Annotated in this window: 13 protein-coding genes; 6 read left to right on the forward strand and 7 right to left on the reverse strand. The window is 60.0% G+C overall.

Annotated elements, in window-relative coordinates:
- Positions 1 to 414 precede the first annotated feature (414 nt).
- From MPN23_RS11515 to sat, 5 genes are all read right to left on the reverse strand, one after another.
- On the reverse strand, positions 415 to 2,313 hold the full coding sequence (locus tag MPN23_RS11515) for a peptidylprolyl isomerase (protein WP_243544338.1): 1,899 nt from the start codon (positions 2,311 to 2,313) through the stop codon (positions 415 to 417).
- Between the two features lie 25 nt (positions 2,314 to 2,338).
- Positions 2,339 to 4,264: an aconitate hydratase gene (locus MPN23_RS11520; RefSeq protein ID WP_243544339.1), complete on the reverse strand. Its 1,926-nt coding sequence runs from the start codon at positions 4,262 to 4,264 to the stop codon at positions 2,339 to 2,341.
- Positions 4,265 to 4,504: 240 nt separating this feature from the next.
- Positions 4,505 to 4,816 (reverse strand): hypothetical protein, encoded by a 312-nt coding sequence (locus MPN23_RS11525; RefSeq protein WP_243544340.1) that lies wholly within the window; start codon positions 4,814 to 4,816, stop codon positions 4,505 to 4,507.
- A complete protein-coding gene (locus MPN23_RS11530) occupies positions 4,782 to 6,398 on the reverse strand; it encodes a chorismate mutase (protein WP_243544341.1) in 1,617 nt (538 codons plus the stop codon). Before MPN23_RS11530 ends, MPN23_RS11525 begins: the two co-directional genes overlap by 35 nt.
- Before the next feature lie 417 nt (positions 6,399 to 6,815).
- On the reverse strand, positions 6,816 to 8,111 hold the full coding sequence (sat, locus tag MPN23_RS11535) for a sulfate adenylyltransferase (protein WP_243544342.1): 1,296 nt from the start codon (positions 8,109 to 8,111) through the stop codon (positions 6,816 to 6,818).
- Between the two features lie 606 nt (positions 8,112 to 8,717).
- On the opposite strand from sat, the gene aprB reads away from it, so the two are divergent.
- The 6 genes from aprB (at position 8,718) to MPN23_RS11565 (ending at position 16,918) form a co-directional block, all read left to right on the forward strand.
- Entirely contained in the window at positions 8,718 to 9,212 is a 495-nt protein-coding gene (aprB, locus tag MPN23_RS11540; RefSeq protein WP_243544343.1) for an adenylyl-sulfate reductase subunit beta, read from the forward strand.
- A gap of 70 nt (positions 9,213 to 9,282) precedes the next feature.
- Positions 9,283 to 11,274, forward strand: a complete 1,992-nt coding sequence (gene aprA / locus MPN23_RS11545) for an adenylyl-sulfate reductase subunit alpha (RefSeq protein WP_243544344.1) — start codon at positions 9,283 to 9,285, stop codon at positions 11,272 to 11,274.
- Positions 11,275 to 11,430: 156 nt separating this feature from the next.
- Complete coding sequence (locus MPN23_RS11550; protein WP_243544345.1) at positions 11,431 to 12,678, forward strand: CoB--CoM heterodisulfide reductase iron-sulfur subunit A family protein; 1,248 nt, start codon at positions 11,431 to 11,433, stop codon at positions 12,676 to 12,678.
- Between the two features lie 3 nt (positions 12,679 to 12,681).
- The gene (locus MPN23_RS11555) at positions 12,682 to 14,937 is read left to right on the forward strand and encodes a hydrogenase iron-sulfur subunit (protein WP_243544346.1); all 2,256 of its coding nucleotides are present in this window, start codon (positions 12,682 to 12,684) and stop codon (positions 14,935 to 14,937) included.
- A 12-nt stretch (positions 14,938 to 14,949) separates the two neighbouring features.
- Positions 14,950 to 16,215, forward strand: coding sequence for a quinone-interacting membrane-bound oxidoreductase complex subunit QmoC (gene qmoC / locus MPN23_RS11560; protein WP_243544347.1), 1,266 nt, complete (start codon positions 14,950 to 14,952; stop codon positions 16,213 to 16,215).
- Between the two features lie 52 nt (positions 16,216 to 16,267).
- A complete protein-coding gene (locus tag MPN23_RS11565; RefSeq protein ID WP_243544348.1) occupies positions 16,268 to 16,918 on the forward strand; it encodes a hypothetical protein in 651 nt (216 codons plus the stop codon).
- Positions 16,919 to 18,251: 1,333 nt separating this feature from the next.
- Here the strand turns inward: MPN23_RS11565 and MPN23_RS11570 are convergent.
- Positions 18,252 to 19,574 carry an HD domain-containing protein gene (locus MPN23_RS11570; RefSeq protein WP_243544349.1) on the reverse strand — a complete coding sequence of 441 codons (1,323 nt, stop codon included), beginning with the start codon at positions 19,572 to 19,574 and terminating at the stop codon, positions 18,252 to 18,254.
- 71 nt (positions 19,575 to 19,645) lie between these two features.
- Positions 19,646 to 20,929 carry a dihydroorotase gene (locus tag MPN23_RS11575; RefSeq protein WP_243544350.1) on the reverse strand — a complete coding sequence of 428 codons (1,284 nt, stop codon included), beginning with the start codon at positions 20,927 to 20,929 and terminating at the stop codon, positions 19,646 to 19,648.
- Positions 20,930 to 20,942 lie beyond the last annotated feature (13 nt).

Genomic DNA, 20,942 nt, shown 5'->3' on the forward strand with positions numbered 1-20,942 from the left:
ACCAGAGAACCCTTTGAAAAGGGGTTCTCTGGACTCTCCGAAACTTTTTGGTTCTACGCCGCCTGTGGGGGATGAGGGAACTTGTCCGGCTCGTATGGCGGCGTAGGGAGCTGCGGAAAAGCGAAAGTTTTCGCTATCGAAAAATGAAACTCAGGGGAAATGGGTAAAGAAAGAAAAGCAAGTTTTTCTTTTGAAGCCACCCCGTCTTGAGAATTGGGAAAGGCCCGGTGAATGTCTCGACAGAGCATTCATCGGGCCTTTTTCAATTCTCAAGACAGAATGGGGATCCAAGGGGCCTTGCTCCTTGGCGGGTCCGGGCAGAGCCCGGCCCCCCGGGAGGGGCCGCCGGAGGCATCAAAAAAAGGCTCGACGGAACCCCGTCGAGCCTTTTGCTTGCATTGTGATGCGCGGCTGCTAGTTGAGCAGATCGGGCCGAACGATGTTGATGTCGGCCTTGGCGCGCAGTTCGGTCATGTAGGCATTGAGCAGTTCCATCTGCATGGCCTGATTGGCGGAAGCCATGAGCGAAGGCTCGGCCTGCTTCCATTCGTCATCGGTAGGCAGGATGGTCTTGTTCAGACGCACGATGACAACGCCGGTCTGCATCTGGAAGGGGGTACCCAGCCAGCTTCCGGCCTGCGCGGCGAGCGCGGCTTCGGCAAGCTTGGGGTTCATGCCGAGGCCGGGGATGAAACCCTGCCGGGAAAACGGCTCGGAAGTCCTGATCCGACTTGCGTATTCCTTGGCGGCGGCATCGGCATCCGCACCGGAGAGCTTGGCCAGCATGGCTTCCGCATCCTTCTGGGCCAACGACATGGCCTGTTCTGCGGTCACGGCCTTGAGCACGGAGTCCTTGACCTTTTCCAGAGGCAGGACCGTGGAAGGCACGGACTTGACCTTGGCGGCGAGCAGATAGCCGCCGTTGATGGACAGCGGGGTGTTGTGCGCCTTGCCATCGGGCAGATCGAACAGCACCTGCGCGGCTTCCGGAGTCAGCCCGAAGGACTTCTGGAGGTCGGCCTCGGGCAGTTCCGGAGTGGTCCGGGCCACGAGGTCGAGTTCGGTTGCCACCTGCTGGATGTCCATGCCGGACACGAGACGGTCCATGGCGGCATCGAGCAGATCGGATATCTTTTCCGCAGCCTTTTCCTCGGCCACGTCGCGGCGCACCTTGTCGCGGACTTCGGCCAGAGTGGGCACCCCGGCTTCCTTGCGATCCTCGACCTTGATGATGTGCCAGCCGAAACGGGTCCGAACCGGGTTGCTGATCTGGTTCTTCCCGAGTTTGAACGCGGCCTTTTCGAACTTGCGGACCATCATGCCCTTGCCGAACCAGCCCAGATCGCCGCCGGACGGCGCGCTCGGACCTTCGGAGTACTTGGCGGCCAGCTTGCCGAAATCCTTGCCTGCCCGTGCCTGCTTCAGCACGGACTCGATCTTCTTTTTGGCCTCGGCGACCTTGGCGTCGGAGGCATCCTCGTCAACAGCGATGAGGATATGCCGGGCCTTGACCTGTTCCTTTTCCTTGAGCGACTCGAGGTTGGCCTTGTAAAAGGCCTCGATTTCCTGATCCGTGACCTTCTGGAACGGAGCCAGGGCATCGGGGGTGAAGGCAATGTATTTGAAGTTCGCGCGCGCCGGGACAGTGAACACGTCCTGACGCTTTTCATAGAAGGCGAGCACGTCTTCATCAGTGGGCTTGACCTTGGCGGCATAGCTTTCGGGCTTGAACTCGACGTAATCCACCACGGCGCGCATGGCGGCCCAGTCGAACCGCTGGCGGGCCTGTTCGGGCGCGACTTCCGCGGCCCGGGCAACGTACCTGCGCAGCTTGGTGGCGATCATGTCCTGCTTGAACATGGCCTCGAACTGGGCGGGATTCATGCGAAGCTGATGGAGCTTGGCGGTGTAGATGCTGCGATCGAACTCGCCCTTGGCGTTCCAGAACGCGGGCTCGCGGGTGATGGCCGCGAACAGTTCCTTCTCGGAAACGCCGATGCCGAGGCTTTTGGCCTCGCCCTGAAGCAGCCGGGAAGTCACCAGTTCATCGAGCACCATGCGCTTGAACTCCGGGCTCTGCAACTGTGCCGGAGTGATGTTCGGATTGCCTCGGCGCACGTTTTCCGCGGTACGCTGAAAGTTCTCCTCGAATTCCAGGCGAGTGATGGGTTCGTCATCCACGTATGCGAGGATCGGGTCGCCGCTGTTGTCGAAGCTGCTCATGCCGAAGGCAAAAACAAACACGACGATGATTATCCCGAAGAGAATCTTGACGATCCACCCCGATGCGTTCTGGCGCATTTTCTCTAGCATGTCTTCTCCACTGATGAACTGATTTTTACTGATCCCTGCCTTGGCGGACTGCATTCAGCAGACCACCAGATTGGATAATCGCCAGTTCCTTTTTGGTCAAATCATTTGTTGCCTGTATGGATTCCCCGGTATTGACGAGAATGTCCACCACGCCGCCCGGCTCGATGGCCGAGGCCGGAATGGTCAGGCCGCTGCCCTGCTCCAGTCTGTCGTAATCCGAGGGATCGACCAGAAGCAGCGGCAGGATGCCGAAGTTGATGAGGTTGGCGCGATGAATGCGGGCCAGGGACTTGACCAGCACGGCCTTTACGCCGAGATGCCGGGGACCGAGCGCCGCATGTTCGCGGCTGGACCCCTGCCCGTAGTTTTCGCCGCCAAGGATCACGCCCTTGCCCGCAGCCTTGATGCGGCCCACGAATTCCTGATCCACGCGACTGAAGATGTATTCGCTGATGGCAGGAATGTTGGAACGCAGGGCCGTGATCTGCGGCCCGGCAGGCAGGATGTGGTCCGTGGTGATGTTGTCGCCGACCTTGAGCAGCACGTCCGCCTCGATGGTCTCGGGCAGGGCCTCGAACTTTTCCAGCGCCACGATGTTGGGGCCGCGCAGGATTTCGGTTTCCGCACCGGATTCGGGCGGGAACAGAAACAGGCTGCGAATGGAGGGCACATCGTCGGGCAGTTCCACACGCGCCGGAGCCTCGCCCCATGTGGCCGGGTCCGTGAACTCGCCGTCAAGGGCAAGCCGGGCCGCGGTCTGGGCCGAGGCCAGATAGATGCGCGCATCCTGCGTGCCGCTGCGGCCCTCGAAATTGCGATTGAAGGTGCGCACGGACACGCCTGCGCTGTTGGGCGAGCCACCCATGCCGATGCACGGGCCGCAGGTGCATTCCAGCATGCGCGCCCCGGCGTCGAGCAGCGGCTCGATCAGGTTTTCGCGCGCCAGCATCTTGACCACCTGCTTGGAGCCGGGGGAGATGAGCACGTCCGTGGATGCGGGCACCCGATGACCGGCCAGGATCAGGGCCGTGGACTTGAGGTCCGAGTACGAGGAATTGGTGCAGGAACCGATGGCGCACTGGTCGATCTTCAACCCGGCCAGTTCGCGCACGGGCACGACAAGGTCCGGCATGTGCGGCTGGGCCACCATGGGCTCCAGTTCGGACAGATCGATTTCCACGATCTCGTCGTATTCCGCGTCCTCGTCGGCCAGCAGTTCGGTGAAATCCTGCGGCCGTCCCATCTTTTCCAGAAACTCGCGGGTGCGCCCGTCACTGGGGAACACCGACGTGGTGGCGCCCAGTTCCGCGCCCATGTTGGTTATGGTGGCGCGATCCGGCACGGACAGCGAGGCCACGCCCGGGCCGCCGTATTCGAAGACCTTGCCCACGCCGCCCTTGACCGTGAGCATGCCGAGCAGCTTCAGGATCACGTCCTTGCCCGCTGCCCAGCCAGTGAGTTCGCCGGTCAGATGGACCTTGACCACCTTGGGCATGGGGATGAAATAGGGTTCCCCGGCCATGCCCAGAGCCACGGACAGTCCGCCCGCGCCCATGGCGAGCGCACCGATGCCGCCAGCCGTGGGAGTGTGGGAATCCGACCCGATCAGGGTCGCGCCGGGCTTGGCGAAATTTTCCAGATGCAACTGATGACAGATGCCGGTGCCCGGAGGCGAAAAGACCGCGCCGTATTTTTCGGCCACGGTGCGCAGATAGCGATGGTCGTCCGGGTTGCGAAAGCCCATCTGCAGGGTGTTGTGGTCGACATAGCTCACGGACAGGTCGGTGCGGACCCGATCAAGGCCGATGGCCTCGAACTGGAGCCAGGCCATGGTGCCAGTGGCGTCCTGCGTCAGGGTCTGGTCGATTCTGAGGCCGACTTCCTCCCCGGGCGTCATGCTGCCCGAGACACGATGCTGTTCAATGATCTTATGGGTGATGCTGCGTCCCATGGATCGCTCCGAATGTGTTGCGGTTATCGGGATTCCCGACGGGTTCGGGCAGTCGTTGAATGCCAGTCCACATCCGCCCGGCCGGGAGACTCTCTCCATTGTTGCCGAAAGGTTCTCGATTGCTGCCTTGTCCGGAAAAAGTCAAATGTCCTGCATTGAAAAGAACCGGACTCCAAGGCCGCATCCCCCCTCGGAAGCGGGCAAGGCCGGGCATCCCGAAGGATGTCCCGGCCCATATACCTAGAAAAGAAACCCCTTCTGCTGGGTTTCGCTGCCGCAACCAGCCTCGGCAATGCCCAGACGGATGCGGTTGATCTTGTTGTTGCGGTATTTGATCTCCACTTCGAGCCGCAGCTTTTCCTGCTGCTGCTCGAAGATTTCCTTGTGATGGAATACCCCGTTGGCCGGGTCTTCCGCAGCCCTGAGCTCCCGGATTTGCTGAACTGTTCTTTCCAGCTCCAGGGTGAACTGCGCGATCTCGGCCTCAAGCCCGGGTATTTCCTCCAGACGATCCGGATCAGAAGCGGACTTTGATTCTGCGCCGTTTGACACTGGCGGTCTCCTCTTTCACGGGTTTGGGCTTCATCTTGCCCGTGGGCAGGGAATTGTAGAAATTCCAGAATTCGGGCCAGAAGCGAGTCACCTCGCCGTGGTTGTCCAAAAGAATGCCGGGATGCCTGTAGGCGATGAGCGCGGCGGCAAGGGACCAGGACGGATCCGGGCTGGCCCAGCCGTATTCCCAGGTACCCTGACCGGGCTGAAGACAAAGCTTGTCCTCTTCCTCGGTATAGGGCACGCCAAGGCGATCCAGAATTTCCAGAGCCTCCTCCGGGGCCTTGCCGAGCAGTTCGGCAGCGCCGCAGCCAAGGCCGAAGGCCAGAGCCAGCGGATACAGGCCCGGCACGTTGCCCAGTGCAATGGACGCGGACTTGGGCAGTTCGCCCTCCATGCGCGCGGCAATGCGGCCGGGTTCACGGATGATCTCCAGCCCCAGCTTTTCCAGTTCCTCAAGCACGAGATCGCCCTCGGCAGAGGAAGGCCACGGACCGTTGACCGTGATCTCGCCGCCGCTGAACGCAGGGATGGCGAGCAGCACCGAAGCCAGTTCCAGATCCAGAGGAATCTCGGGAGCCTCGGGCACCTCGGGAACGCCGTCGGACACGCGGCAGGTGTTGCCGTCCAGTTCGGCTTCGATGCCGCAGGCGGTGAGCACGCTCACGGCCTGGGACACGGCCGGAATGGCCTTGGCCGGGATGTCGGTGATGACCAGACCTCCGGCATAGGACCAGGCGGCCAGAGTCAGAGCGGCCGCGAAATCCGGGTCCACCTCGGCCGGGAGGGAAACTTCCTCGTCCATGACGCCACCGCATTCCAGACGGGCCGGAAGCCCGGGATTGTTCGGGTTCATGGGCACGATGCGTGCACCGAGGCGGGGCAGAATCCTGTTCATGGGAGCGATGTCCAGAAGCTGAAGCAACGGCTTGCCCGAGAACTTGCACCGTCCGGCATGGCCGAGGGCAAGGGCCAGAAGCAGATAGAAATTCAAGGTGTCTTCGCCCACGAAAACCATGGCATCCTCGAACACGAGGCCGTCGCCGGAATCCAGACGGATTTCCTCGTCGTCCCAGGAAACCTTGCCCGCAGCCTGTTTCAGGGCCTTGGCCATGTCCTTGTTCGGGGCGTTGAGCGTGACCGGCGCAAGCAGGGTTTCCGCGCCAACGCTGGCGGCCATGGCCTGCCACAGCCGGGTCAGGACAAAGGAACGCGGTCCGGCAATGGACGCGGACACGGGTTCGCGACGGGGAGCGAGCTTGTACCCGTCCTCGGAAACCACCGAGCGTTTGTCCGCGAGCGCGAATTGATTGAAAAGGGAGAAAAGGGTTTTGGCGAGCTTGGCGTCAAGGCCGAGCTTTCCGGCCTCTTTTTCAAAGGCCGCGCGAAGCTGCTTTTCCAGCTTGGGGTCCACAAGGGACTTGTTGCGGGACTTGCGCCATGCGCCCTCGCGCTTGAGCAGATAGCTGCGTTTCTCAAGCAGGCCGAGAAGCTTGGCATCCAGATCGGCAACGTCATTGAATCGATGCTGGGCAATGACCTCGGTCTTCCCGGGGCCGCCATTGGGATTGTGTTCCATCATTCTTTCCGTCTTCCTCTATAGTGATGTCGGTTCCCTTGCGGGAAGGCCAGTCTCTATACTGAAAACGTCGCATGGGCAAGTCCGGCATTTCCGGCCCGGCCCGCGGCATGCGGAGTGCCGCAACCGCATCGAATCCCTCGACCTTGGTATGTGTTTTCCCATTTTTCCCGCACGTCGAGCCCGGAAAGCGTCACCTGAAACCGTTATAAACCTTCCGAACCGCATTGGGAAGCGTTGCCCTGTCGAGATTGTTCCTCTTTTCCCAATTTCGCAGACGGTATATCGCCAAACGCCGCGCCACTTTTCACAATCCGACGTTGTTTCCATACCGGAAAAACGGAATTCTCCGTCATGGATGGAAAAAGGGAGGCGGCAAGCGCCGCCTCCCTTGATATTTATCAGAAGCAGAGGGACAGATTATTTCATGTCCGCGCCGGAAGCGGCCTTCTGCATCTTGACTTCGACCTTTTCGGTCAGGTTGGCATAGTAGTCGCGCAGGATGTCGAGGACTTCCTCACGGCCGAAGTGATCCGGAATCGGAGTGCCTTCGGACAGACCCTTGCGCAGCTTGGTGCCGGACAGGATCACGCGGTCTTCCTTGCCGTGCGGGCAGGTACGCATGGAAGCCATGCCGTCGCACTTGTAGCAGTAGAAGGTCCAGTCGATCTTCATGGGCTTGCAGAGCAGAGCCTTGCCGGGCTCGACGTTGCAGCGCTCTTCCTCGGTGGTGTACGGGATGCGATCGAAGATTTCCTGAGCCTCGAACAGACCGTAGAAGTCGCCCACGCCAGCGTGGTCACGGCCGATCAGCATGTTGTTGATGCCGTAGTTCTGGCGGAAGGTGGCGTGCAGCAGGCCTTCGCGGGGACCGGCGTAACGCATGTCCAGCGGGTAGCCGGCGTTGATCACGTTTTCCTTCACGAAGTAGTTTTCGATCAGGGTCTGGATGCACTTCACGCGGACGGCTCCCGGGATGTCGCCGGGCTTCAGGTTGCCGATCAGGGAGTGGATCACGACGCCGTCGCAGACTTCCACGGCGATCTTGGCCAGGAACTCGTGAGAGCGGTGCATGGGGTTGCGGAGCTGCAGAGCGGCAACGTTGGACCAGCCACGCTTTTCCATTTCGGCGCGAATCTGCTCGGGGGTCAGGTAGACGCCCGGGAAACGCTCGGCGTAGTTGCCTTCGGACAGAACCTTGACGGTACCGGCCAGGTTGTACTTGCCCTGAGCCATGACCATCTTGACGCCCGGGTGATCTTCCATGGCGACTTCCCAGAACTTGTCGTCAGCGGAATCTTCGCCGTGGCCCTTGTACACGTTCTCGCATTCCCATTTCTTGTCGGCCTCGGTCATCTCGAACTTCTCGGTGACCTTCATGGTGGCGTAGATGATGCCATCCTTGGCCTTCAGAGCGATCTCGTCGCCTTCCTTGACGTCTTCGTCATTGGTATCCAGGGTGACCGGGATGGGCCAGAAGGTGCCGTCGGCCATCAGGAACTTCTCGCAAACGCCCTTCCAGTCGGCGCGGCCCATGAAACCGTTCAGCGGAGAGAAACCGCCGATACCCATCATGATCAGGTCGCCCTTGGCACGATCGGAGATGTCAATGGTCTTCAGACCTTCAGCCTTCTTCAGCTCTGCTTCGCGCTCGGCGCCTTCGAGCAGGCACTTGACAAGACCCTTACCACCATGAGGGGGAACCAATTTGGACATGTTAGCCTCCTAATAAGTATTTTGCAAAAATTCCACAGCCTTAAGTCATGGGAGCCGCAGGCGGAGCTCCGGGCTCCATGATTATTTCCCTTACTAGCGGGTCAGCCCTTTGTGGCCGTTTGTGAAAGTCGTGTCAAGCGCTTTTTTTGCAACAATTCAGACATCCAATACTTCTAAGTAACGGTTCCGTGACCGTAGAGAAAATCGACAGAAAGTCTAGAGAACGACCCGAAAAGGCTCGGTTTTCAGACTAATAAAATCAAACGGTTGCGGCGAATCAAACATGTCGCACCAAATTTCACAAAAAAAGCTTGTTTTACCCATTTGTTTGCACTAAATCCGAGGGAGGTTTACGCTGGAAATCCTTCCTTGCATATCAGCACCCCGCCCTCGGGAAGTGGCGGAAGTCAGGATGGCAGGGGCTTTCACGAGGAAATGTCCGGCACACAAGGCAATTGTGCTTGTTAAAAAATTCACTTTCACATTGACAAGGACAAACCGTCTTGCTACTTCCCAGTTTCCTGCCCATGACGGCGGGTACCACAGAGTATTTTTGGTAGAGGACGTCGGTAATTGTTTAAATAAAACCCTTTAGGAGGAGAAGTTATGCCGACCTTTGTCAATCCGGAAAAATGTGACGGCTGCAAGGGTGGCGAGAAGACCGCTTGCATGTACATTTGCCCCAACGATTTGATGATCCTGGATCCCGAAGAAATGCGGGCCTACAACCAGGAACCTTCCGCATGTTGGGAATGCTACTCCTGCGTGAAAATCTGCCCCCAGGGCGCCATTGAAGCCCGTCCCTACGCTGACTTCGCTCCCATGGGCGGCACCTCCATCCCCATGCGTTCCGCCGAGGACATCATGTGGACCATCAAGTTCCGCAACGGTAGCGTCAAGCGGTTCAAGTTCCCCATCCGCACCACCCCTGAAGGCTCCATCAAGCCTTTCGAGGGCAAGCCCGAACCTGGCGATCTCGACAGCGAGCTGCTCTTCACCGAGACCGAGCTGGTCGCCCCGAAGGAAGCTCTGTCCAAGAAGTTCGAGGTATCCGACGCCGATCTGAGCCGTGTCTGGGCCGCTGGCCAGACCGAGATCTAGTAGACCCGAGCGTCTCTACTGAGTGTCGTTGTAAGATCGTCTTGATGAACCAAAAGATTTAGGAGGAATCATGCCTCTGCTTCCCACTAAAGAAGCTTCCAAGGGCGTTGCCCTGGCCGAGCCTGAAATCATTGAACAGCACGTCGACGTACTTCTCGTCGGCGGCGGCATGGGTAACTGCGGTGCTGCTTTCGAAGCCGTCCGCTGGGCTGACAAAGTAGACTCCGGCATCTCCATCATGCTGTGCGACAAGGCTGCTCTCGAGCGTTCCGGCGCCGTTGCGCAGGGCCTGTCCGCCATCAACACCTACTGCGGTGAAAACGACGTCGACGACTACGTCCGCATGGTCCGCACCGACCTCATGGGCCTGGTCCGCGAAGACCTGATCTTCGACCTCGGCCGTCACGTTGACGATTCCGTCCACCTCTTCGAGGAATGGGGCCTGCCCGTGTGGGTCAAGAAGGACGGCAAGAACCTGACCGGCGCCCAGGCGAAAGCCCAGGGTCTGGCCGTTCGCGAAGGCGCCTCTCCGGTGCGTTCCGGCCGCTGGCAGATCATGATCAACGGTGAGTCCTACAAGTGCATCGTGGCCGAGGCCGCGAAGAACGCCCTGGGCGAAGACCGTTACGTGGAGCGCGTCTTCATCGTGAAGATGCTGCTGGACGCCAACGAGCCCAACCGCATCGCCGGTGCCGTCGGCTTCTCCACCCGTGAAAACAAAGTGTACGTCTACACCTGCAACGCCGCTGTCGTGGCTTGCGGTGGCGCCGTCAACGTGTACCGCCCCCGCTCCACCGGTGAGGGCATGGGCCGCGCCTGGTATCCGGTCTGGAACGCTGGTTCCACCTACACCATGTGCGCTCAGGTTGGCGCCGAGATGACCATGATGGAAAACCGTTTCGTCCCCGCCCGCTTCAAGGACGGTTACGGACCGGTCGGTGCCTGGTTCCTGCTCTTCAAGGCCAAGGCTACCAACTACAAGGGCGAAGACTACTGCGAAACCAACCGCGCCATGCTGAAGCCTTACGAGGATCGTGGCTACGCCAAGGGCAACATCATCCCGACCTGCCTGCGTAACCACATGATGCTCCGTGAGATGCGCGAAGGCCGCGGCCCGATCTACATGGACACCAAGTCCGCCCTGCTGAAGACCGTTCCCAGCCTGGAATCCGAAGAGTGGAAACACCTCGAATCCGAAGCATGGGAAGACTTCCTCGACATGTGTGTTGGCCAGGCCAACCTCTGGGCTGCCACCAACTGCGCTCCCGAGGAACGCGGTTCCGAGATCATGCCCACCGAGCCGTACCTCCTCGGTTCCCACTCCGGTTGCTGCGGCATCTGGGTGTCCGGTCCGGACGAGAGCTGGGTTCCTGACGAATACAAGATCAAGGCCGACAACGGCAAGATCTACAACCGCATGACTTCGGTCAACGGCCTGTTCACCTGCGCTGACGGCGTTGGCGCCTCCGGCCACAAGTTCTCCTCCGGCTCCCACGCTGAAGGCCGCATCGTTGGTAAGCAGCTCATCCGCTGGGTTGCCGACCACAAGGACTTCAAGCCTTCGCTGAAGGAAAACGCCGCCGATCTGGCCAAGGAAATCTACCAGCCTTGGGAAACCTACAAGGCCGGTGCTGCCATCTCCACCGACCCGGTCGTGAACCCCAACTACATCACCCCGCACAACTTCATGATGCGCCTCATCAAGTGCACCGATGAATACGGTGGTGGCGTTGGCACCATGTACATGACCTCCAAGGCTCTGCTGAACACCGGCTTCTGGCTGCTCGGCATGCTGGAAGAGGACTCCCAGAAACTGGCCGCCCGCGACCTGCACGAACTGATGCGCTGCTGGGAACAGTTCCACCGCCTGTGGACTGTGCGCCTGCACATGCAGCACATCGAGTTCCGCGAAGAATCCCGTTACCCGGGCTTCTACTACCGCGGCGACTTCATGGGCCTCGACGACTCCAAGTGGAAGTGCTTCATCAACTCGAAGTTCGACCCGGAGACCGGCGATACCACCCTCTTCAAGAAGCCCTACTACCAGATCATCCCTGAGTAGTCGGCAAGATAACACCGCGACCGCGGGCCCCGGCCCGCGGTCGCTTTTCATAATTCCGGGGCAAAGTGGTCTGAACCGGGGCCGGGAACCACGCTCCCGGTCCGGGTTTAGGCCATTTTCTGGCTGAGCCTCAACATCATTTGGAGGAGTGTGAGAATGTCGAACAACAGTATTCTCGTTGTTGGCGGGGGGTTCGCAGGAATCACCGCCGCGCTCGAGGCCGCTGAAGTCGGGCACGAGGTTTACATTGTTGAAACCAATCCCTACCTCGGCGGACGAGTGGCACAGCTGAATCAGTATTTTCCTAAACTCTGTCCGCCTTCCTGCGGGCTGGAAATCCAATTTCAGCGCATCAAAAACAACCCCCTGGTCAAATTCTTCACCATGGCCGAAGTGGAATCCATTTCCGGTTCCGCCGGCGACTATGACGTGACGATCAGGATTCGCCCAAGGTACATCAACGAAAAATGTACCGCATGCGGCGAATGCGAGAAGGCCGCCTCGACAAAAGTGGAGTCCGAATTCGAATTCGGCACCGCCAAGCGCAAGGTCGCCTACAAGACGCATCCCTTCATGTTCCCCATGCGTTACGTGCTCGACAAGGAAAACGCCTCCGAGTCCGAGCTGCAGGCCATCAAGAAAGCCTGTCCCTACGACGCCGTGGATCTGGATGACACGGAAAAGACCCTTGAACTCAAGGTCGGATCCGTGGTCATGGCCACCGGCTGGAAGCCGTATCCCATGGAAAACCTGACCAATCTGGGCGGCGGCAAGCTGGCCAACGTGGTCTCCAACATGCAGTTCGAGCGGCTCGCTTCCCCGAGCGGCCCGACCAACGGCAAGATCGTCCGCCCGTCCGACGGTGCCGAGCCCAAGCGCATCGCCTTCGTGCAGTGCGCGGGTTCCCGCGACGAAAACCATCTCAACTATTGTTCCTACATCTGCTGCATGGCTTCCCTGAAGCACGTGCGCTACATCCGCGAGCGCTATCCCGAGGCAGCGGTCACCATCTACTACATCGACCTGCGCACCCCGGGCCGCTACGACAAGTTCAAGGCCATTACTGCCAACGATCCCAAACTGAGCCTGGTCAAGGGCAAGGTTGCGGGCATTGTCGAGGACGGAGCCAAGAATCCTGTCGTGACCGTGGAAGACGCAGTCAACGGCATCAAGTCCGACGAAAGGTACGATCTGGTGGTGCTGGCCACGGGCATGCAGCCCAGCCTTGCCGGCGTGCGCACCGGTCTGAACGTGCCGCTGGACAACGAGGGCTTCGTTATCGGCGGCGAGGAAAGCGGCTTCATTGCCGCGGGTTGCGCCAAGCAGCCGCTGGACGTCATGAAGACCGCTCAGTCCGGTACCAGCGCCGCCCTGAAAGCGATCCAAACTACGGTGGGGAGGTAAGAAATGGCTGAAAAGCTTGGTGTATACGTTTGTGCAGGCTGTGACATCGGGGCCAATATCGATGTCGAAGCCCTTGCCGAATCCGCGACAAAAGGCAAGCACTCCAGCTACGTGGCCCTGGCCAAGACCAGCCCGGTGCTCTGCAGCCCCGAAGGCAAGGCCATGATCGAGGCCGACATCGCTGAACACGGTCTGGACGGCGTGGTCTGCTGCGCCTGTTCCCCCCGCTCCAAGTGGGACGTGTTCAAGTTCGACAAGGCCCAGTGCGAACGCGTGAATCTGCGCGAATTCGCTGTCTGGTCCTTCAAGGACGACAAGAAGAACCCCGGACAGCAGGAAGCCATTGCCCGTGACTACATGAACATGGGCATCATCAAACTGTTCAAGAGCAACAATCCCGAACCCGACCTTCCCGAGACCTTCAAGACGGTCATGGTTCTGGGCGGCGGTTTCACCGGTCTGAACGCTGCGCTCAGCGCCGCCAGCCTCGGCTATGAAGTCGTGCTGGTGGAAAAGGACGACCATCTGGGCGGCAAGGCCGCAACCATGTACAAGTCCTTTCCCCTGGAATTCCCCTTCGGCGACAGGATTCAGGACATCGGGCTCGACAAGATCATCGCTGACGTTGAGGCCAACGACAAGATCAAGGTCGTGACCGGCGCCACCCTGGAATCCCTTGAAGGTGCTCCGGGCATGTACACTGCCACCGTGGGCGGCGAAAAGCTGAACATCGGTTCCGTTGTCCTGGCCACCGGCTGGGTTGCGGGCAAGAGCGAATTCCTGGCTCCCCTCGGCTATGGCACCATCGCCAACGTGGTCACTTCCGCCGAATTCGAGGCCATGGCCTCCAACGGCGGCATCAAGCGGCCCTCCGACGGCAAGACTCCCGAGTCCGTGGCCTTCATCGTGGACACCTCCAAGCTGATGGAAGGCGTGGATTACACCGCCGTCTGCGAGGAACCCGAAGAAGAGGAAAAGAAGGACGGGGAAGAGGAAGAAAGCTTCCACTACGCGGACAAGGAATCCGCCAAGCATCTGGCCTACAGCTCCGAGCTCACCTCTCTGGTGGCCCTGAAGCATGCCAACTATGTGCGCGAACTTGCTCCGGATGCCGTGGCCTACGTGGTCTACGATCACATGATGGTCCCGGGCATCAATGAAAAATACTACAAGGCCGCTCAGGACGATCCGGGCGTGATGCTCACCAAGGGCACGGTCACCGGCGTTGCCGAGGCCGGCAGCTCCGTGGTCATCAAGGCCAAGGAAACCCTGCTGGGTCAGGATGTGGAACTCGTGGCCGACCTCGTCGTGGTGCCCACGGCCATCGTGCCGACCACTGCGGCCGACCCGACCATGAACTTCGTGTACCGTCAGGGCCCGGCCTTCCCGGACCTCGAACTCTTCGACGGCTACGCGGATTCCAACTACATCTGCTTCCCGTACGAGACCCGCCGCACCGGCGTGTACGCTGCAGGTTGCGTTCGTCAGCCCATGGGTCTGGGGCTGGCCAAGGAAGATGCCGCTGGCGCCGCGCTCAAGGCCATCCAGTGCATCGAGTCCTCGAACCGCGGCATGTCCGTGCACCCGCGCTCCGGCGATCTGACCTTCCCCGAGTTCAACTTCATGCGCTGCACCCAGTGCAAGCGCTGCACCGAGGAATGTCCGTTCGGCGCTCTGGACGATGACGAAAAGGGCACGCCGAAGCCGAACCCGACGCGCTGCCGCCGCTGCGGCACCTGCATGGGCGCCTGCCCCGAGCGTGTCATCAGCTTCTCCAACTACGGCATCGACCAGATCGGTTCCGCGATCAAGGAAGTACAGGTCCCGGACAAGATCGACGAAGGCGGCCCGCGCATCATCGTGCTGGCCTGCGAGAACGACGCCTACCCGGCTCTGGACATGGCTGCCATGCGCGGTCGCAAATGGAGCCCGTTCGTCCGTTTCCTGCCCGTGCGCTGCCTCGGTTCCGTGAACGCCATCTGGGTGGCCGACGCCATGTCCAAGGGCGTTGACGGCGTGATGATGCTCGGCTGCAAGTACGGCGACGACTACCAGTGCCACTTCGTGAAGGGTTCCGAGCTGTGCAACCGCCGCAAGGAAAACATCGCGGAGTCCCTTGGCCGTCTCGGCGTCGAGCCCGAACGCGTGGAGCAGTACGAAGTCTCCATTGACATGTACGACCAGGTACCCGACCTGATCGATGAGTTCGTCGAGAACATCACTACCAACTTCGGCCCCAACCCCTTCAAGGGCTACTAGGAGGTACGGACCATGTCGAATACCGTCAGGGTTCAACCGGACCTTAAATTTGTCAAAGAGCTCCAGGAAGTTGGTGGCGCCGACCTCAAGAAGTGCTATCAGTGCGCCACCTGTTCCGTCGTGTGCCCCCTGTCCCCCAAGGACAGCCCCTATCCCCGCAAGGAGATGGTGTGGGCCCAGTGGGGCTTGAAGGACCGTCTGGTCAACGACATTGACATATGGCTCTGCCACAACTGCGGCACCTGCTCCACGCTGTGCCCGCGCGGCGCCAAGCCCGGCGACCTGCTGGCCGCCCTGCGCAACATGGCGTACCGCAATCTGGCTCCGCTGCCGATCATCGGCAAGCTCATGAGCTCCTCTTCCGGCCTGCCCGTGCTGGCCGCGATTCCCGCCATCTTCTACCTGCTGGTGTGGGTGATCATGGCTGGCAAGCTCGGCTCCTTTCTGCCCGAGTTCGCCTTTGTCGATCACGCCTGGGTTCCTGTCGAGGACGGCATCATCGCCTTCGGCGGCCTGTTCCCCGGCGACTACGTGATCGACCCGCCGTTCATCCTGGCCTTCGTCTTCATGCTCTGGGGCTTCTATGCAGGCATCCGGAACATGCTGAACGGATTCAAGGCCCAGCCCACGACCTACATTCTGGGCCGCAAGGACGAACCTTCCTATCTGGCCGCACTCATCGACACCCTGAAGTACGAAGTGCTTCAGCACACCCAGTTCAATGACTGCGCCGAAGATGACGACGACGAAAACGACATCAAGCGGCCCTTCGGTCACAAGATGCTCATGTACTCCTTCATCGCCCTGCTGGTGGTCACCGGTTTTGTTGCCGCCAACCACTGGGGCGGCTGGTTCTTCAGCCAGATCGGCATCGATAGCCTCGGCGGCATCCTGTCCGCCATGGGGCACACTCCCATGCCGCTGTACCACCCGATCAAGCTCCTCGCCCTGGTGGGCGCGGGCCTGATGATCTACGGCCTGATCGTGCTGACCAAGCGCCGGACCAATCTGGACCAGGCCAAGCAGGGCTCCAGCTGGTACGACTGGTATCTGCTGACCCTGATCTGGGTCGTCGCCGGTACCGGCATCGGCGCCATGATCTTCCGTCTGGTGCACGCCAAGATTCTGGCCTATCCGACCTATTACGTGCATCTGATCGCGGTCTTCATGCTGATCGCGTACCTGCCGTGGTCCAAGCTGGGCCACGTGGTGTACAGGACCGCGGCTCTGGCATACGCCAAGAAGATCGGCCGCATTCCCATGGGCAACGCCAAATAGGCAGCCTGGGTGGACTAACCAAACGAAGAGTACCTTTTTAAGGAGGCATACAATGGCTGAAGCTAAGGTTTTCCCGATGAACACGTTCGTGTCTGTTCTGCGTGGCGAAGCCGCTGACCAGAATCAGCTCGACATGCTGGCATACATCACCCAGGCCGAAACCATCGACACCGACTTCGCCGCCGTGGCGCAGGCGCTGTCCAAGGCCTGGATTTACGAACAGGAACCCGCTCTGACCAAATACGCCGAAGGCGACATCGCCAAGCTCGGCAATCAGGTCAAGATCGACGCCCTGCCCGAAGGTGAGGCCGAACGCGCCAAGACCGTTCTGGAAGTTCTGGCCGCTCTCAAGGCCGAGAACGCGGAACTCAAAGCCGCCAACGCCAAGCTGACCGAGGAAAAGGAAGCCCTGACCAAGGAACTTGATCCGCTCAAGGCCAAGGTCAAGACCTTTGACGCAGCCAACAAGGCCGGTCAGAAGCAGATCACCGTGGCTTCCTCCAAGATCGACGAGATGACCAAAAAGCTCAACGAGCTGTCCGACGAAGTCGAACGCATCAAGAAGGAAGGCGTGGTCGTGGCCGGTGTTGCCGGTGAAGCTGGCGCTGCTGGCGACGCCCCCGGCGATGCCCCGGACACCGGCGGTGAACCCGAAGCCGATTTCGGTTTCGGCTCCAACCCCTTTGCCGACTCCAGCTGGTAGACAGCAAAGGCGCAAAGCATACACAAGGCCCCTGCTCCGGCAGGGGCCTTTTTGTTTGGGCAGCCCCACCTCTTCAGGGCGCGTCGCCGCGCCGTCTTTTCCGTGCCATCCTGCTTGGGGAGGGTTTCGCCCTTCCCGGGCGAGTTCATTTTTTTGTTGAGGCAAAAAAATAAACGAAAAAAAAGCCTCTACGCACTGTGCTCCCGACTCCCTCGGGCAGGAACCAGTAGCGCCCTCCCGCCGGACGATTGCGACGTTTCCTGCGGAAACCGCATCGCCCCGGCTTCGGTCGCTTCAACTGGTTCCAAGCCCTCGCGAGCCGAAATCCGATCTGAGTAAGGAATACTGTTCCAGATGTGATAAGTCGCCTCGGCTCCACCAAGCTCCCCCAGCCCAACCAACTCTCCACCGTTTCCCTTTGATCAAGGCTTCCGTTCCTGCGGCGAACGCACGAAAGTTCAGCCTTGATCAAGTAGGAAACGCGCACGGCCGGGGCGGTCCCAAAAGGCGGCTTTTGCCAACTTTTACCCGCCTTGGCGTAAAAGTTGGTCGCCCGAGAAGGGCGAAATCCTTACCTTGCAGGATGGCGCGCAGTCTACGGCGAATTGCTTCTCCCGGCACGGCCCGCCAAGCTGGCACGGCCCCACCTCTTCAGGGCGCGTAGCCGCGCCGTCTTTTCCGTGCCATCCTGCAAGGTAAGGATTTCGCCCTTTCCGGGCGAGTTCATTTTTTTGTTGGGGCAAAAAAATAAACGAAAAAAAAGCCCCTTTGCACTGTGCTCCCGACTCCCTCGGGCAGGAACCAGTAGCGCCCTTTCGCCGGGCGATTGCGACGTTTCCTGCGGAAACCGCATCGCCCCGACTTCGGTCGCTTCGACTGATTCCAAGCCCTCGCGAGCCGAAATCCGATCTGAGTAAGGAATACTGTTCCAGATGTGATAAGTCGCCTCGACCCAACCAAGCTCCCTCGGCCTAACCACCTTCCACCGTTTCCCATTGATCAAGGCTTCCGTTCCTGCGGCGAACGCACGAAAGTTCAGCCTTGATCAAGTAGGAAACGCGCACGGCTGTGGCGGTCCCAAAAGGCGGCTTTTGCCAACTTTTACCCGCCTTGGCGTAAAAGTTGGTCGCCCGAGAAGGGCGAAATCTTCCCTTATCAAGATGGCGCGCAGTCTACGGCGAATTGTTTCGCCCGGCACGGCTGGCCAAGCTGGCACAGCCCCACCTCTTCAGGGCGCGTAGCCGCGCCGCTCCCCCTTTGCCGCAGGCAAAAAGAACAAAAAAAGCGGCCCCGCAAGGGACCGCTTCCGAATCTTCAACTATTGAGGCGAAGCCTAGAAGTGCTTTGCCACCTGCTTGACATACGCGATGGCCTGGTCCTCGTTGGACACGTCATCACTGATCTGTGCTCGCAGCAGGGATTCTCGGATCGCGCCGACCGAAGGGCCGGGCTTGAGGCCGGTGTACTGCATGATCTGATTGCCGTCGAGGAAGGGCTCGATGTCCTCCTGCGGGATATCGGCACGCTCGGCCATCTTGAGATTGTGGTTGTATTCGCGCCACGAACCGTCGCGAGCCTTGATGTCCGCACGCACCATTTCCATGATGCGCGGATATTCATCGTGACTCTTGAGACGACGAATGCCCTTGTCGGTGAGCATGAAATGGGGCCGCATGTGGTTGCGGACCAGATCGCACACCAGATCGATATCCTCGGCGGAAAAGCTCAGGCGGCGCAGAATCTTGCGCGAGACCTTGGCGCCGACACGGTGATGCTGAAGGAAATGCCATTCCTCACCGTAGTATTCCGCAGTGTACAGCTTGCCCACGTCATGGAACAGACACGCCACCGTGCCCTTCCAGTCGTACGGCAACTCCTCGGGATAGCGTTTCATCACGTCGAAGGTGTGGGCGAGCACGGTTTCCTCGCCTGCTTCGGGATTCCTGATCTGCTTGATGCGGGACAGGGCCGCGATTTCCGGGATCAGGCCGTGCAGCAGCATGGAGTCGAAGAGCAGCTGGAAGAACTTCCACATGGATTCGGCTTCGACCTTGCGCCACTCGTCCAGAAAATCCGGCATGGGCACATAATCCAGAACGCGACGGGCGTTGCGCACAATGGCGATCCAGGTATTGGCCTCGATCTGCTTGTCGTAATTGGCAGCGAACCGCAGGGCGCGGTAGGCAAGGGAATAGTCCTTGCGCAGGGCCTGATCCGGAATGCCCTTGAACTGGATCATGCCGTCCTCGAATCCCGCAAAGTCCGCATAGGCGTCCTTGGCCTTGGGGATGTAGGGGCAGACGGCGGACAGGGGAATGTCCCCGCGCCGTTCCAGCCGCTTGAGCATTCTGGGGGTCATGATGGAAACGGCCTCTTCGGTATACGAGGCGTCGTCCACGTCGGCGGGGTAGAAGAAGTAGGTGACCCCGCCTTCCTTGAGGGTTCCCAGCAGGGACTTGTCCGCGGAAGGTTCCAGATTGGGAAAGTATTTCTGAAGCTCGGACAGCCCCGCTTCGGTGCAGATGTCCAGCTCCTGCTCATTACCGGATTCGTCCAGGGTCAGTTCCTGGAGCCGGGCATTCACCACGTAGGCATCGTACCCGTTGCGCATGATGGTTTTGCAGAAACCAACGGCATCCTTGAAAGGCTGACTCATGTCATCTCCCGTTTGGGTAAGTATATCCTGTATGTATAAACCGTTGCGGCATTCGATACGCCACCTGTGGTTTATACAATTTTTTTCCCACGAAGGAAATGGGTTTTGACCCGGCCTTTGCGGACGGAACCGAGCAGCGGCGTGTTTCTGCCCTTGGAATGCAGGGTCTCGGCAGACACGGTCCATTCCTCATCCGGATCGAACAGAAAGAAGTCTGCGGGATCACCGGGTTGGAAACGATTCATCGGCAGATCGAATATCTCGCACGGCCGGGTGACCCAGGCGCGGAAAAACGCCTCTTCGGCAAGCGCGCCGTCCTGCACGAGTTCCCACGTCACGGACAGAGCCGTATCCAGCCCGGTGATGCCGCACGGAGCCACGTCGAATTCGGTTTCCTTTTCGTAATTCGCATGGGGCGCGTGATCCGTGGCCAGAATGTCGATGGTGCCGTCGTTCACGGCCTGAATCATGGCGAGCCGATCCGCCTCGGTGCGCAGGGGCGGATTCACCTTGGCATTGGTGTCGTACTCGTTTTCCTCGCGCTCGAGAAAGTTTTCGGTAAGTATCAGGTAATGCGGCGCGGTTTCGGCCGTGACCTTGACCCCGCGCTCCTTGGCCGCCCGGATCAGATCAAGGGACTTGATGCAGGAGATGTGGGCCAGATGAATGGGGATGTCCAGATACTCGGCCAGCAGGATGTCCCGGGCCACCTGAAGGGCCTCGGCCACGTCCGGTTGCGCGGGCAGCCCCAGTCGGCTGGAAACCTCGCCCTCGTTGATGCCTGCGGCAACGCCAAGATACGGGTCCTCGCAATGATCGATCACGGGCTTGCCCCAGTCCGAGGAGTATTCCACGGCCCTGCGGAACAATTCAGTGGATTTCACGGGCACGCCGTCATTGGAAAAGGCCACGCACCCGGCCCGGGCCAGTTCGGCCATGGGCGCGAGTTCCTCGCCCTTCAGCCCCTTGGTGAGCGCGCCGATGGGATACAGCCTCGGTCCGTTGGGCCATGCCTTGCGCGCCTTGTCCAGCATGAAATCGGTCACGGAATCAGTGTCGTTCACGGGTCTGGTGTTGGCCATGCACATGATGTTGCCGAACCCGCCCCATGCCGCAGCACGCAGCCCGGACTCGATGTCTTCCTTGTACTCGAAGCCCGGCTCGCGCAGATGGGTGTGCGCATCGGTCATGCTCGGCATGAGCTGAAGCCCGAACGCCTCCTCGACCCGAGCGTCGCCCGTGTCCAGCTCGGCTTTGGAATCGGCCAGTTCCACAATTCTGCCCTTGGACACGAACACGTCCACGTCCCTGCCCTGCCACTTGGCCCTGCGGACCACGAGATCGATCTTCGCCATAGTCTTGTCTCCA

The sequence above is a fragment of the Pseudodesulfovibrio tunisiensis genome, from assembly GCF_022809775.1.
In the GTDB taxonomy this organism is placed as follows: Bacteria; Desulfobacterota; Desulfovibrionia; order Desulfovibrionales; family Desulfovibrionaceae; genus Pseudodesulfovibrio; species Pseudodesulfovibrio tunisiensis.

Bases quoted from the DNA above. Each gene is read 5' to 3' on its own strand.
- MPN23_RS11515 (WP_243544338.1), bottom strand. From the start codon at position 2,313: ATGCTAGAGAAAATGCGCCAGAACGCATCGGGGTGGATCGTCAAGATT.
- MPN23_RS11520 (WP_243544339.1), bottom strand. From the start codon at position 4,264: ATGGGACGCAGCATCACCCATAAGATCATTGAACAGCATCGTGTCTCG.
- MPN23_RS11530 (WP_243544341.1), bottom strand. From the start codon at position 6,398: ATGATGGAACACAATCCCAATGGCGGCCCCGGGAAGACCGAGGTCATT.
- sat (WP_243544342.1), bottom strand. From the start codon at position 8,111: ATGTCCAAATTGGTTCCCCCTCATGGTGGTAAGGGTCTTGTCAAGTGC.
- aprB (WP_243544343.1), top strand. From the start codon at position 8,718: ATGCCGACCTTTGTCAATCCGGAAAAATGTGACGGCTGCAAGGGTGGC.
- aprA (WP_243544344.1), top strand. From the start codon at position 9,283: ATGCCTCTGCTTCCCACTAAAGAAGCTTCCAAGGGCGTTGCCCTGGCC.
- MPN23_RS11550 (WP_243544345.1), top strand. From the start codon at position 11,431: ATGTCGAACAACAGTATTCTCGTTGTTGGCGGGGGGTTCGCAGGAATC.
- MPN23_RS11555 (WP_243544346.1), top strand. From the start codon at position 12,682: ATGGCTGAAAAGCTTGGTGTATACGTTTGTGCAGGCTGTGACATCGGG.
- qmoC (WP_243544347.1), top strand. From the start codon at position 14,950: ATGTCGAATACCGTCAGGGTTCAACCGGACCTTAAATTTGTCAAAGAG.
- MPN23_RS11565 (WP_243544348.1), top strand. From the start codon at position 16,268: ATGGCTGAAGCTAAGGTTTTCCCGATGAACACGTTCGTGTCTGTTCTG.
- MPN23_RS11570 (WP_243544349.1), bottom strand. From the start codon at position 19,574: ATGAGTCAGCCTTTCAAGGATGCCGTTGGTTTCTGCAAAACCATCATG.
- MPN23_RS11575 (WP_243544350.1), bottom strand. From the start codon at position 20,929: ATGGCGAAGATCGATCTCGTGGTCCGCAGGGCCAAGTGGCAGGGCAGG.